Source organism: Microbacterium caowuchunii (assembly GCF_008727755.1).
Classification (GTDB): Bacteria; Actinomycetota; Actinomycetes; order Actinomycetales; family Microbacteriaceae; genus Microbacterium; species Microbacterium caowuchunii.
Window position 1 is genome coordinate 106,286 of record NZ_CP044231.1, and the last position, 13,399, is coordinate 119,684.

Below are 13,399 nucleotides of genomic sequence, written 5' to 3' on the forward strand. Positions count from 1 at the left end.
CCTCTCGGTGTGATGTCGGGGCGGGCGGTCAGTGGGAGAAGAGACCGGCGAGGTCGTCCTGGGTGGCGATCCACTCGGCCCGTCGGGCGAACAACCCCGGCACGAGCGAGCGGACCCGGTCGATCAGCTCGGCGAGGTCGGCGTTCACGAGGCGCCCGTCGCGCACCACCACCGAGCCGTCGACCATGGTGAGGTCGACGTCGGATCCGCGGACGGCGTGCACGAGATTGTGGTGGATGTTGGCGTGCCCGCCGGCGGGCAGGAGCGGAGTCATCCGCGGGGTGTCCGTGCGCACCGCGACGAGGTCGGCCTTGCGTCCGGCCGTGATGGCGCCCAGCTCGTCACCGCGGCCGATGGCGGCCGCCCCTCCGCGGGTGGCCATGCCGAGCACCTGCCACGAGTCCATCGCGGCGGCGTCCATCGTGCGGAGTTTGCCGAGGAGGCTCGCGACCTTCATCTCCTCGAACATGTCCAGGTTGTTGTTCTCCTTCTCGCCGTCGGTGCCGAGACCGACCGCGACGCCCGCCGCGAGCATCTCCGCCACCGGTGCCATGCCGCTCGCGAGCTTCATGTTCGAGACCGGGTTGTGTGAGACGCCGACACCGCGTCGGGCGATGAGGTCGATCTCCTCCTGATCCAGCCAGACGGCGTGGGCGATCATGGCGTGCGGGGCGTCGAAGAACCCGAGCTGCTCGAGCGCCATCATCGGTCGCGTGCCGTACCGCGAGCGGAAGTCGGCGAGCTCGATCTCCGATTCGCTGCAGTGCGTGTACAGGCCGGTGCCGTAGGCGCGGGCGAGGTCCACGGCACGCCGCTGACCGGCGGCATCCGCGTAGAACGGGTGCTCCAGTCCCACCCACGGCATGATCCGGCCGTTGGCGGCACCGGTCCACTCCGTCAGCATCCGCTCGTTGTCATCGAGCGTGTCGAAGTAGTCGAAGTCCGGGTGCTCGCCCACGTAGTTGACGGAGACGAGCCGGTTGCCCAGCGTGCTCGCCGCGCGGGCCGCGCCGTCCATGAACCGCCACATGTCGACGACCGTGGTGGTGCCCGAGAGCAGCCCCTCGGCGTAGCAGAGCCAGGCGGCGGCTTCGGCCTCGTCCGGGCGCAGCACCCGGTGCATGGGGTCGATGTGGATGCGCAGCCATTCCCACACCGGGAGGTGTTCGGCGGTGCCGCGCAGCATCCCGCTGTGGTGGTGGGCGTTGATCAGGCCGGGCATCAGCACGCGGTCGGGCAGGTCGATGCGAGCGGCGTCCGGATGCGCGGCGAGCAGTTCGTCGCGGGGGCCGACGGCGGCGATCGTGTCGCCGACGACGTGCACGGCCGAGTCGGTCAGAACGCTGCGGTCGTCGTCCATCGTCACGACGATGTCGGGGAGGAGAAGGGTGGAGTCGCTCATGGGGGCCTCGGGGGATCGGAGGGATGCGGACGGCGGGACGATCAGGACCGGGTGAAGAGGTCGGGGGTCTCCTCGTACACCTCGGCCAGGAGGCTGAGGTCGAACAGGTCGGCGACGTCGAGGCGGAAGCCGGCGGCGGCGAGACTCGCGATGGTCTGCTTCTGCAGTTCCGGGGAGACCGTGAACAGTCCGTTCGCCGTCGTCTCTTCCGAGACGACCAGCAGGTCCGCCTGGGCGGTGGCGCTGGCCAGCGAGGTCTCCGGGGAGAGCCCGAGGTCCGCACTGTAGGTCTCGACGGCGAGGGTCGCGCCGATGGCGGGGTCGCCCACCGCATCCGTCCATCCCCGGATCTCCGCGCGGAGGAAGTCCTTCAGCACCTCGCGGTCGTTCGCGATGGTGTCGTCGGTCGCGGTGACGACGTGCCCGACGAACGGGAGGCCGTTGTCGGCGAAGAGCAGATCGGTCACGGCGAAGCCCTGCACGGTCAACGTCACGGACTGGCTGGTGACGAAGGCGATGAGCCCGTCGACCTCGCCGGTCGTCAGCGGCGCCGGGTCGTACTGCACGGGCACGATCTCGAGCTCGTCGGGGGCGATGTCGTTCGCGGCGAGGAAGGCGTCGAACACCGGGCGGTTCGCATCCTGCACGCCGATCTTCTTGCCGATCAGCTGCTCCGGGGTGCGGATGTCGGCGCCATCGGCGAGCGAGGTGATCGTGAACGGGTTCTTCTGGAAGGTGGCGCCGACGACCTTCAGCGGGGCGCCTTCGTTCGCCACCGCGGCGCCGATCGAGACCGCGTCGGTGAGGGCGATGTCGGCGGTTCCGCTGAGCAGTTCGGCCACGCCGCTGGACGGGCCGGGGACCAGCGTCACGTCGGCGAAGCCGGCGTCCGTGAAGTACCCGCGGTCCTGCGCGATCAGCTCGCCCGACCACTCCTCGTTGAGGATCCAGCTCAACTGGACGGTGAGGTCGCCGTGACCGTCCTCCGGGGCGGCGGGCGCAGCGGAGGAGGCGCAGGCGGTCACCGTGAGGGCTGCGGCGGTGAGCACCGCGGCGGTGGCGGCGATACGGGCGAAGGAGCGGGGGCTTCTCATGACGACTCTCTCTCGGCGCCGGGGGTGGCCGGTGCTGCTGCGCCGGTCGGCGTTTGAGTTGATCGTAGAGAGCAATCATTGATTGCAAATGGCAATCAGGTTTCCGTGGTGTTACCCCTCGGAAGGACGGGTCCTGGCCCGCTCAGGAGGTGCGGGCGTGCACGAGGAGCACCGTCACCGGCTCGTCTCCGGTGATGCTCCAGCGGTTGCGGATCGCGCCCGGGTGGGCGAGGGCGTCCCCCGGGCCGAGGACCCACTCGCCCCGGCCATCGAGGGTGACCGTGAGGGTGCCGGATACGACGTACACGGTGTTCTCGCCGTCCGACTCGAACCAGTCGCCGAGGTAGGGCGCGCGCCCCAGGCGGTACTCCTGCACGGTGGCGGCACGCGCGGCGCCGGAGGAGATGATGCGGCTGAGCGCCGCGTCGTCCGTTTCGTCGACGGCGACGAACTCCCCCTCGTGTCGCCGGGTGACGTGGATGGGCTCGGGCTCGTCGTCGCCCGGCAGCAGATCGGACGGGGAGATGCCGAGCACCTTCGCCAGCCGGAAGAGCGTCACGATCGAGGGCATCGTGTGGCCGCTCTCGATCTGGCTGAGGAACGGCTGGCTGATCTCGGCGGCCGCGGCCAGTGCCCGCATCGAGAGGGAGTTCGCGGTGCGCGCGGCCCGGATGCGGCGGCCGAGCGAGATGCCGATGAGGCTGTCGTCGGCGCCGCCCGGCGGAACCGGGGGGCCTGCGTCGGCGGAGGGCACGGCTCCAGGATAGGCGGGAGAGTCCGGTGCCACGGGTCAGCTCCCCTGCACGAGGCGCCACACCCGGTCGCGGCTGAAGGGCTGCTCGAAGGGCCGGCGGCCGACGGCGCGGGCGATGGCGTTGCCGATCGCCGGCGCGACCGGGTTGTACGGGGCCTCGCTCATCGACTTCGCCCCGAAGGGTCCGACCGTGTCGTCCGTGTCGGCGAAGTACACCTCGGTGTCCGGGACGTCGGCGAACTGCGGCACGCGATAGGTGCGGAACACCGGCGTGATCACCGCTCCGGCGCCGTCGGTCATGACCTCCTCGTAGAGCGCGCTGCCGAGTCCCTGCGCGGCACCACCCTCGATCTGTCCGCGGCACTGCGCCGGGTTCAGGACGGTGCCCGCATCCGCCGCCTGCACGGACTGCAGCACCCGTACGGTCCCGGTGGCGGGGTCGACCGCCACGCGCACGGCGTGCACGTTGAACGCGAGCGAGCGGATGTCGCCGAGCTCGCTGCCGTCCGCCGTCAGACCGTCCTCTCCCCGTTCGGATGCCGGGGCGGCCGCCACGATCTCGGCGAAACCGACCGTGCGCGCCGCAGTCACGACGCCGTCGGCGCTCACGCGCGCATCGCTCTCGGCGGTGCCGGTGATCTCGGCGGCGATGCGCCGCATCCGGGACGCCAGCGTGCGGCAGGCGGCATGGAGCGCCTTTCCCGCGACCGTGATGCCGGTCGATGCGAAGGCGCCGGTGTCGTGCGCGACGGCGTCGGTGTCGGCGTGCCAGAGGGCGAGGCGGTCGAACCCGACCTCGAAGACGCTGGCCGCGATCTGACGGAGCACGGTGGAGGTGCCGTTGCCGAACTCGGCGGTCCCCGCCTGCAGCAGATACGTGCCGTCGGCGCGCAGGGTCGCGTGGGTGTGCGAGACGTGCCCGAACGGGGCGATCGTCGCGATCATCGCCGTGGCCATGCCCTCCCCGACCAGCCATCCCTCCGGCGCGCGGCTGCCGTTGCCGCTGGCCAGGGCGTCCCGGGCGAGGTCCAGGCACTGGTCCAGGCCGTGGCTTCCCCACACCAGGCCGTTGTCGAGGCCACCGTGCTCGGGGCGGAGCGCGTTCATCCGCCGCAACTCGAAGGGGTCGATGCCGAGACGCTCGGAGAGCATGTCCATCGCGGACTCGACGCCGAGCATGACCTGGCCGAGGCCGTACCCGCGGAACGCCCCGGACGGAACGTTGTTGGTGTAGACCGCCTCGGCATCGATGCGGCGGGAGGGCACCCGGTACACGTGCGTCGATTCGGACACCGCGTGGAAGAGCACGCCTCGGGAATGGTTGCCGTAGGCGCCCGCGTCGCTCAGGACGTCGACCGCCATCGCCGTCAGAGCGCCGTCCGCATCCGCGCCCAGGCGTACCCGGACCCGCATCGGATGCCGGAGCGCGGCGCGCTGGAACTGGTCGGTGCGGGAGAACTCGTACGCCACCGGACGCCCGGTGCGCAGCACGGCGAGGGTGACGAGGTCCTCGGTGAAGATCTCCTGCTTGCCGCCGAAGCCGCCGCCGACGCGGGCCGCGTACACCCGGACCCGGTCGCGTTCCAGATCGAAGACACGGCACAGTTCGTCCCGCGTGAGGAAGGGCACCTGGGTGGACGAGCGGATGACGAGCCGGCCGTCCTCGTCGAGCCATCCGATCGCGCCGTGCGTCTCCAGCTGCGCGTGGGTGACGCGGGAGGTCTGCCAGGTGCCCTCGACCGTCACGGCGCTGGCAGCGAGGGCGTCTTCGACGTCGTCGCCGTGCGACTCGTGGAAGGACAGCACCGTGTTCCTCGCCGCGTCGTCCACCCGGTCCGCGGGCGTGCGGTCCGGATGGATCACCGGAGCGGCGCCGCTCCGGGCGGTTTCCGGGTCGAACACGGCGGGCAGCACGTCGTACTCCACGCGCACCAGGCGGCAGGCGGCATCCGCTGCGGCGGCGGTCTCCGCGACGACCGCCGCGACGCGCTGGCCGATGAAGCGGACGGTGTCGTCGAGCACTCGCGTGTCGTCGGGATCGTCCTCCCGGTGCTCGTGCCGTCCGGTGGAGAAGAGGGTCTTCGGGGCGTCCTCGTGGGTGAGCACGGCGACCACGCCGGGGATCGCGAGGGCCGCGGATGCATCGATCGAACGGATGCGGGCGTGCGCGTACGGGCTCGCCACGACGCGCAGGGTCAGCGCGGTTCCCGTCCAGGGCTGGTCGGGCGTGCCGACGACATCGAAGGTGTAGGGCTCGAGGCCCTGCACGATCCGCCGGCCCGCCTCCGGCCGCACGGACCCGCCGACGCCGCTGGGCGCCGTGGCGGGGCGCGGGCCGGTCTCCCGTATCGGGCCGAGCACGGATTCGCGGATCGCCTCGCGGATCGGGCGGTATCCGGTGCACCGGCAGAGGTTGCCCTTCATCCGGCGGTCGAGGTCGTCGAGATCGCTCTCGCACAGAGTCGAGGCGGTGACGCTCATACCGGGCGTGCAGAAGCCGCACTGGAAGCCGAACTTCTCCACGAGCGCCTCCTGCACCGCGTGCAGTGCGTCGCCCGGGGCGAGGCCGGCCGCCGTCGTGACGCGGGTGCCCTCCGCTCGCACGGCCGGGACGATGCAGGAGTGCACGGGTGCCCCGTCCACGAGCACGGAGCACGCGCCGCAGTCGCCGGCGTCGCAGCCCTTCTTCACCTCGGTGTGACCGTGCTCGCGAAGCAGCGTCCGCAGGCACTGGCCCGCCGCGGGCTCCGCCTCGACGGGCGCACCGTTGACCTCGAACCTCATGCCGCCGCTCCCGCCAGTTCCGACCGGATCCGTGCCGCCAGCTCGACGCTCACGCCGCGGCGCCAGTCCGCGCTGCCGAGCGGATCGGTGTAGTAGTCCTCGGCCGCCGAGACGGATGCCGCGAGCGTCGCCGCATCCGGCAGCTCCGGGAACCGCAGCACGGCCGGGCGCGTCGTCGCGGCCGTCACGACGAAGGTCGCCGCCCCGTCGTCGTCGACCCGTCCGGTGACGACCGCTCCCGAGCGACCGAGCTCGGCCAGTGCGATCTTGCGCAGGAGCGCGGGGGAGCGAAGGGCCGGGGCGGGCAGCTCGACCGCTCGGAGCACCTCGCCCGGGGCGAGCGCGTTGGTGCCGTTGCCGGTCGGCAGGTGCGCGACCGGTATGCGGCGCTCGCCGCCGTCGGGCGTCCAGACCACGGCGATGCCGTCCAGCGCGGCGGCCAGCGAGATCATCGCGCCGGCCGCGAACGAGCGGCAGATGTTGCCGCCGACGGTGGCGGTGTTCCAGACCTTGAACGACGCGAGCAGGGCGTTGGCCGCATCCGGCACGAGCGATACCGCCTGCCAGTCCGCGGGGACCGATGGGAGGTCGTCGGCGCGCCCTTCCGCCCACGCCACGAGGCGCGCGATCGTGCAGGTGGCGCCGATGCGGAGGCCGTCCTCGGATACCTCGATCCCGGACCAGCCCATGCCGGTGAGGTCGACGAAACCCGTCGTGGCGGGCTGCGGCTCGCTCATCAGCCAGGTCCCTCCGGCGATGAGCACTTCCCCGGAAGCGAGCGCGAGGTCCGCGCGGGAGCGTGCCACGCGGTACGTCTCGATGCTCGTGATATCCACGGGGCGCCCTCCGATGTTGGTCACATGAACAGTTGCCTCCGAGTCAAGCAGCGGAGCGTTTCGCGGGTGTTTCCTGCGTGTGAGCGCGTGCGCCCGTGCCGCACGGGGGTGAGCCGGGCGCGAAGCGGGGACGGACCAGGCGTCAGACGCTCAGGGCGCACCCGACGGCGACGGATGCGGCTGCCGGCCGGCCGGGGGAGACCGTGCAGGCCGCGTCGTCCGCCGCCCGGCGGTGCAGCGGACCCGCGAGCTCGCGGAGCGGACGACCGGTGCCGCCGTGCCGCGCGGCGATGATCTCGGCGAGCACCGCGACGGCGGTCTCCTCGGGACCGGCGCCGCCGAGATCGAGCCCGAGCGGGGAATGCAGCCGTGCCAGCTGCGCCGCGGAGACGCCCTCGGAGCGCAGCATCTCCGCTCGGCGGGCGACCGTCGACCGCGCGCCGAGCGCCCCCACGAAACCGACCGGCATCGCGAGCGCCGTGCGCAGTGCGGGGATGTCCAGGCGCACATCGTGCGTCAGGACGCAGATCGCGGTGCGCTCGTCGATGTCCTCGGGTTCCTGCCGCTCCAGGTAGGCGTGCGGCAGGTCCGCGACGAGCTCCCGGGCATCGGGGAAGCGCTCGCGGGTGACCAGCAGCTCCCACACGTCGCAGACCGACACCGCGAATCCGGCGGCGGTGCCCACCCGGCTGAGTGCGGCGGCATGTTCCCCTGCTCCGAGCAGGATCAGCCGCGGCCGCGGAGTCGACGCCACGGCCAGCACGTCCGCGCCGTCGTCCGCGCAGCCGAGGACGCGGCTGTCGTTCGTCGTGGGGTCGACGTCCACGACGCGGCCGGCGCGCGGTCCGTTCAGCACGATCCCGATCCGTGCCCTGCGGTCCGCGGCCGCGTGTTCCAGGGCGGCGATCGCCACCTCGTCGTCGGGACGGACGAGCGCGACGACCGCGTCGACGGAGCCGCCGCAGGCCAGCCCCGCGGCGAACGCCTGTTCGTCGCTGAAGCCGAAGCGGGCGGACGACCCGCAACCGGACGCCAGCGCGGCGAGGGACAGTGCCACCGCGTCCGCCTCCACGCACCCGCCGGAGATGGAACCGATCACGCGTCCCTCACGGGTGACGGCCATCGCGGAACCCACGCCACGCGGTGCGCTCCGGGCGACGCCGGAGACGGTCACGGTCGCGACCGTCTCCCCCGCGCGAAGCAGCGGAAGCAGATCGGTGGCGAGTTCGAGCATGCCAGCACGGTAGTCGGCGCGTGTTTCGTGCAGGCTACGCTGGCGTGATCATGCGCCCCACCGCCGCCGAGGCATCCGTCACCGGTCTCGTGCTCGCCGCCGGTGCGGGGACGCGTTTCGGTCAGCCCAAGGGTCTCACGCGGACCGCTGCGGGGGAGTCGTGGGTCGCCATCGCGGTGCGGATGCTGCGCGCCGCCGGCTGCGACCGGATCCTGGTGGCGGTGGGGGCCGCGGGAGACGAGGTGGCCGCCCTCGTGCCCCGCGAGGCGGAGGTCGTGCCGGTCGCGGACTGGGCGGACGGGCTCTCCGCGTCGCTCCGCGCCGGACTCATCGCGGTCTCCGGAGCGGATGCCTCCGGAGCGGATGCCGTCGTCGTCATCACGGTCGACACCCCCGATCTGCCGGCGGCCGCCGTGCGCCGCGTACTGGCGGTGGCGGGACCCCTCCCGCATGCCCTGGTGCAGGCCGTCTACGGCGGGCGGCCGGGACACCCGGTCGTCCTCGGGCGGACCCGCATCGCCGCCGTGGCCGCATCCGTCCGCGGCGACCGCGGGGCGGGAACGTACCTCGCAGAGCACGGCGCGCAGCGCGTCGAGTGCGGCGACCTCTGGTCGGGCGAGGACATCGACAGCCGCTGACCCCGGGCGGTCGTCGTCCCCTGCCCGAGATGCCCGGCGCGGTGCACAATGGTGTCATGGCGGGCGTCGCCGATGACGAACTGGCAGCGCTTCGAGCCCGTGCGTACGGTCCGGATGCGGACATCGACGCCGACCCCGAAGCGCTGGCACGACTGCGCCAACTCGAACGGATCGAGGACGGCGAGGAAGAGTCGCCGGAGGAGCCGGGGCATGCGCTCGGCGGGACCCGCGCGCGGGTCGTCCCGGATACGCGCAGAAGCCCCCATGGTCATGCCCGGCCGGAAGCGGGGGATCCTTCGGCCCGGCCAGGCCGACGCGAAGGCCCGGGTGAGCCGTCCCGGGATCGGGATGGCGCCGAGCGGCCGACCCACCGACAGGGGCTCGTCCTGGCTCCCCGTGTCCGGGCGGGGTGGATCGCGAGTCTCATCGCGGTGGCGGCGGTCGCGACGACCCTCACCGCCTGGAGCCTCCCGTTCGGGGTCCGTGACGACCAGCACCACGACGCGCAGATGGCGGTCGTGGAGGGGGAGGCCTCACCGGATCTCATCCGCAGGCTGGGGGCGGCGGAGGTGGGCACGGTGCGGGCGTTCGGCGAGTACCACGGCCTCGAGGTGTTCGCGACGCAGTACTGCCTGCACGTGGTGCTGAACAGCGAGCGCGGCCCGATGTTCACCGACTGTGCGGGCGGCGGTCTCTCCCCCATCGTGGATGTGTACGTGCCCGCGACCGGTGCGCCCGGATACACCAGCGCGCGGTCGGACTACCCGCAGGAGCTGACCCGTCACGTCCCGGACGGCGCGGTCATCCGATTCGAGCGCCGAGGCGACGCGGTCCTCGTGGACGAGGGGGACATCCCCGGAGCGCGCTGAGGACGCTCAGGTGGTCAGCACCACGTTCTCAGGCTCTTCCCCGCGCACGAGGTGCTCGATCTGGCGGCGGACGAGACGGGCGATCCGCGGACGCATGGCGCTCGTCGCTCCGCCGACATGCGGGGAGATCAGCACACCCGGGAGCGACCAGAGCGGGTGATCGGCCGGCAGCGGCTCGGGGTCCGTGACATCGAGCCCGGCGCGGATGCGTCCCCGGGAGACGTGCTCGACGAGCGCCTCCGTGTCGATGAGGGACCCGCGCCCGACGTTGATCACGAGCGCTCCGTCCGGGAGGGCGGAGAGCTCCGCGTCGCCGATGATCCGGGGGGTCGAGTCGGAGCCGGGGAGCGCGACGAAGAGGATGTCGGTCTCGGCGAGCACCTGGTGCAGATCGTCGATGGCGGCGACGGGCACGCCGTCCTCCACCCGCTCCCGCGATGCCACCGCCCGCAGCTCCACCTCGAAGGGGAGCAGCCGTGCCGCGATGGCCTTGCCCACCCCGCCGAAGCCGAGGATGGTGACCCGGCGGTCGGCGAGGCTGTCGGCGAAGACCCGTGACCATTCCCTGTCGTGCGCGAACCGGTCGAGGTGTCGCTGCACGGCCAGGGCGAGGCCCACCGCGAGCTCGGCCGTGGACGTCTCGTGCACCGTCGCGGCGTTCGCCAGGACCGTGCCCCGCGGCAGGAGGCCGGCGATGTCCTCGTAGCCGATCGACTGGCTCTGCACGAGACGCGTCCGCACGCCGTCCAGGGCCGCGACGACATCGCGGGCGCTCATGTAGGGCGTGACGACCATGTCGATGCGCTCGCGTGGCGCGGGGTCGGTCATCGGCCACACGACGACCTCGACGCCGTCGGGGACGGGGCCGATGTCCGCGGCGAGCTCGGGGGTGGGGACGGAGACGACGAGGCTGGTCACCCGCTCGAGGGTAGTCCGCCGGGCTCCGGCGCAACCGGGGGGTGTCCACGCTCCGGAAAGGACTCCGGTGGACGTGGACACCCCTCGTTCGCGGTGTGGTCACCAGGAACCACGGCCGGTAGTCGCGGTCGAGCACACTGCGATCCGGGACCGCGTCTGCCGATCGTGGCAGCGGCCGATCCGCCGGGGAACCCCGCGCACCCACCGAATCCGGTGGTTCCGCGCGGGTGCGTCCGCGCGCAGCGACGGGCTCGGGCCCGGTCACCCGGTTCGTGCGTGCGGCGCGTGCGGCGTCAGGCCGCGGCGCCGACGACGGCGGCGATCGCGGAGGTGAAGAAGCCCAGCCCGTCGACGCCGGAACGCATCGCCTGGGCGGTGTCGGGACCGAATCCCGCTTCGACGGCGTGCTCGGGATGCGGCATCAGACCGACCACGTTCCCGCGCTCGTTGGTGAGGCCCGCGATGTCGTCGAGCGACCCGTTCGGGTTCACCCCGACGTAGCGCAGGGCCACGAGGCCCTCCCCCTCGACACGGGCGAGCGTCTCCGCATCCGCCGTGAACCCGCCGTCCGCGTTCTTGAGCGGGATGACGATCTCCTGCCCTCGGCGGAAGTCGTTCGTCCACGCCGTGTCGGCGTTCTCGACGCGCAGGCGCTGGTCGCGCCGGATGAACTGCTGATTGGCGTTGCGGATCAGCCCGCCGGGGAGCAGGTGCGCCTCGACCAGCATCTGGAAGCCGTTGCAGATCCCGAGGATCGGCATGCCGGCCTCGGCGGCGTCCTTCACCTCGGACATGATCGGGGCCAGCGCGGCGATGGCTCCCGCGCGGAGGTAGTCGCCGTAGCTGAATCCTCCGGGCAGCACCAGCGCATCCACGCCGTCCAGGTCGTGCGACCCGTGCCACAGCGCGACGGGCTCGGCGCCGGCGATGCGGATGGCGCGCTGCGCGTCGCGGTCGTCGAGCGAGCCCGGGAACGTGATGACGCCGATGCGGATCGTCATTCCACGACCTCGATGCCGACCACGTCCTCGATGACCGAGTTCGAGAGCACCTCGTCCGCGATCCGGCGGGCGGCGTCCAGCACCGTCTCGTCGACCTCGCCGTCCACGGTGAGTTCGAATCGCTTGCCGATGCGGACGGCGGAGAAGCTCTCGACGCCGAGACGAGCGAGCGCACCGGAGACAGCCTTCCCCTGCGGGTCCAGAAGTTCGGACTTGGGCATGACGTCGACGACGATCGTAGGCATGAGAAGCTCCGAGTGGGTGCGGGAGTCGTGGCCTGCCCAGTCTAGTGGTCCCCGGTGTTCTCCTTGACAGCCGTGAGAGCGCTCCCATACAGTGCAGTGAAAGGACGACGACATGCCCTCCACACCCCGTACGTTCCCCCAGGACTTCCTCTTCGGCGCCGCGACGGCGGCCTACCAGATCGAAGGCGCCGCCCATGAGGACGGCCGCCGCGACTCGATCTGGGACGCTTTCAGCCGCGTGCCCGGTGCCGTCATCAACGGTGACAACGGCGACGTCGCCTGCGACCACTACCACCGCTTCGGCGACGATGTGGCGCTGATGAAGCAGCTCGGACTGCAGACCTACCGGTTCTCCACCTCGTGGTCGCGCGTGCGCCCCGACGGCGGTCCGCTGAACCAGAAGGGCGTCGACTTCTATAAGCGCCTGGTCGATTCACTGCTGGATGCCGACATCCTCCCCTGGCTGACGCTCTACCACTGGGACCTCCCGCAGGCCCTGCAGGAGCGCGGCGGATGGACCAACCGCGACACGGCGGACCTGTTCACCGAGTACGCGCTCGACATGCACGACGCGCTGGGTGATCGGGTCGGGGTGTGGACGACGCTCAACGAGCCGTGGTGCTCGTCCTTCCTGAGCTACACCGCCGGCATCCACGCCCCCGGCCACTACTCGCCGACCGAGGGCTACCTCGCGGCGCACCACCTGCTGCTCGGGCACGGCCAGACCGTGAACGCGCTGCGGGAGCGGGACTCCGAGCTGAACCTCGGCATCACGCTGAACCTCACGGTCGCCGATCCGGTGGACCCCGACAACGCAGCGGATGCGGATGCCGCCCGCCGCATCGACGGGCAGTTCAACCGCTGGTTCCTGGACCCGGTGTTCCTCGGGGCGTACCCGGCCGACATCGTGGACGACATCGCGACGCACCTGCCGGAGGCCGCGGCGGCACTCGAATCCGCCATCCGGCCCGGGGATCTCGACATCATCTCCACCCCGATCGACACCCTCGGGGTGAACTACTACCACGGCGAGTACGTGGGCGGCACGGCCCCCGCGAACCCGCCGGCCAGCGGGGACGCGCCCACCGACCGCCGTGCGGAGTCGCCCTTCCCCCTCTCCTACGACATCCACTGGCACGATCGCGGTCTTCCGCGGACCGCGATGCACTGGGAGGTGGACGCGCCGACCCTGACGCGCCTGCTCAGCCGGGTTTCCGACGAGTACGCGCGTCCTGCCGGCACCCGCCTGTTCGTCACCGAGAACGGCGCTGCCTACGACGACATCCTGGTCGTCGAGGACGGCGAGCCGCGCGTGCACGACCACGCCCGGACGCACTTCCTCACGGCGCACCTCTCCGCCGTCCAGGACGCCATCGAGGCCGGCGTCGACGTCGGCGGGTACTTCTACTGGTCCTTCCTCGACAACTACGAGTGGGCCTGGGGGTACGAGAAGCGCTTCGGCATCGTCCGGGTCGATTACCACACTCAGGAGCGGACGCCGAAGGACAGTGCTCGCGAGTACAGTCGGATCATCCGCGCGCGGGAGCTGTGACCCTCTGAGGTCCCCCGGGCGCGCTGGTCCAGGCGCCCGGTCGCGGTCGGGCGATGACGCGGGGAGTGTGGC

12 protein-coding genes are annotated in these 13,399 nt (G+C 72.0%); 3 read left to right on the forward strand and 9 right to left on the reverse strand.

Annotated elements, in window-relative coordinates; genetic code table 11:
* Positions 1-28: 28 nt before the first annotated feature.
* The 6 genes from F6J84_RS00485 to F6J84_RS00510 all read right to left on the reverse strand — a co-directional run bounded on the left by F6J84_RS00485 (position 29) and on the right by F6J84_RS00510 (position 8,104).
* The gene (locus tag F6J84_RS00485; RefSeq protein ID WP_150970485.1) at positions 29-1,402 is read right to left on the reverse strand and encodes an amidohydrolase; all 1,374 of its coding nucleotides are present in this window, start codon (positions 1,400-1,402) and stop codon (positions 29-31) included.
* Between the two features lie 41 nt (positions 1,403-1,443).
* Positions 1,444-2,496 carry an ABC transporter substrate-binding protein gene (locus F6J84_RS00490; RefSeq protein ID WP_150970487.1) on the reverse strand — a complete coding sequence of 351 codons (1,053 nt, stop codon included), beginning with the start codon at positions 2,494-2,496 and terminating at the stop codon, positions 1,444-1,446.
* Between the two features lie 142 nt (positions 2,497-2,638).
* Entirely contained in the window at positions 2,639-3,250 is a 612-nt protein-coding gene (locus F6J84_RS00495; RefSeq protein WP_150970490.1) for a helix-turn-helix domain-containing protein, read from the reverse strand.
* Positions 3,251-3,286: 36 nt separating this feature from the next.
* Positions 3,287-6,034 carry a molybdopterin-dependent oxidoreductase gene (locus F6J84_RS00500; protein WP_150970492.1) on the reverse strand — a complete coding sequence of 916 codons (2,748 nt, stop codon included), beginning with the start codon at positions 6,032-6,034 and terminating at the stop codon, positions 3,287-3,289.
* Positions 6,031-6,870, reverse strand: coding sequence for an FAD binding domain-containing protein (locus tag F6J84_RS00505; protein ID WP_150970494.1), 840 nt, complete (start codon positions 6,868-6,870; stop codon positions 6,031-6,033). Before F6J84_RS00505 ends, F6J84_RS00500 begins: the two co-directional genes overlap by 4 nt.
* 142 nt (positions 6,871-7,012) lie before the next feature.
* On the reverse strand, positions 7,013-8,104 hold the full coding sequence (locus tag F6J84_RS00510) for an XdhC family protein (RefSeq protein WP_150970496.1): 1,092 nt from the start codon (positions 8,102-8,104) through the stop codon (positions 7,013-7,015).
* A gap of 50 nt (positions 8,105-8,154) precedes the next feature.
* Between F6J84_RS00510 and F6J84_RS00515 the strand changes: the two genes are divergently transcribed.
* Positions 8,155-8,742, forward strand: a complete 588-nt coding sequence (locus F6J84_RS00515; RefSeq protein WP_150970498.1) for a nucleotidyltransferase family protein — start codon at positions 8,155-8,157, stop codon at positions 8,740-8,742.
* 56 nt (positions 8,743-8,798) lie between these two features.
* Positions 8,799-9,611, forward strand: a complete 813-nt coding sequence (locus tag F6J84_RS00520) for a hypothetical protein (RefSeq protein WP_150970500.1) — start codon at positions 8,799-8,801, stop codon at positions 9,609-9,611.
* A gap of 6 nt (positions 9,612-9,617) precedes the next feature.
* Here the strand turns inward: F6J84_RS00520 and F6J84_RS00525 are convergent, their stop codons facing one another.
* From F6J84_RS00525 to purS, 3 genes are all read right to left on the reverse strand, one after another.
* Positions 9,618-10,529 carry a 2-hydroxyacid dehydrogenase gene (locus F6J84_RS00525; RefSeq protein WP_150970502.1) on the reverse strand — a complete coding sequence of 304 codons (912 nt, stop codon included), beginning with the start codon at positions 10,527-10,529 and terminating at the stop codon, positions 9,618-9,620.
* Positions 10,530-10,822: 293 nt separating this feature from the next.
* The gene (gene purQ, locus F6J84_RS00530; protein WP_150970504.1) at positions 10,823-11,530 is read right to left on the reverse strand and encodes a phosphoribosylformylglycinamidine synthase subunit PurQ; all 708 of its coding nucleotides are present in this window, start codon (positions 11,528-11,530) and stop codon (positions 10,823-10,825) included.
* Positions 11,527-11,775, reverse strand: coding sequence for a phosphoribosylformylglycinamidine synthase subunit PurS (purS, locus tag F6J84_RS00535; protein ID WP_150892884.1), 249 nt, complete (start codon positions 11,773-11,775; stop codon positions 11,527-11,529). Before purS ends, purQ begins: the two co-directional genes overlap by 4 nt.
* Positions 11,776-11,887: 112 nt before the next feature.
* On the opposite strand from purS, the gene F6J84_RS00540 reads away from it, so the two are divergent.
* Entirely contained in the window at positions 11,888-13,327 is a 1,440-nt protein-coding gene (locus F6J84_RS00540) for a GH1 family beta-glucosidase (protein ID WP_150970506.1), read from the forward strand.
* The last annotated feature ends 72 nt before the right edge of the window (positions 13,328-13,399 follow it).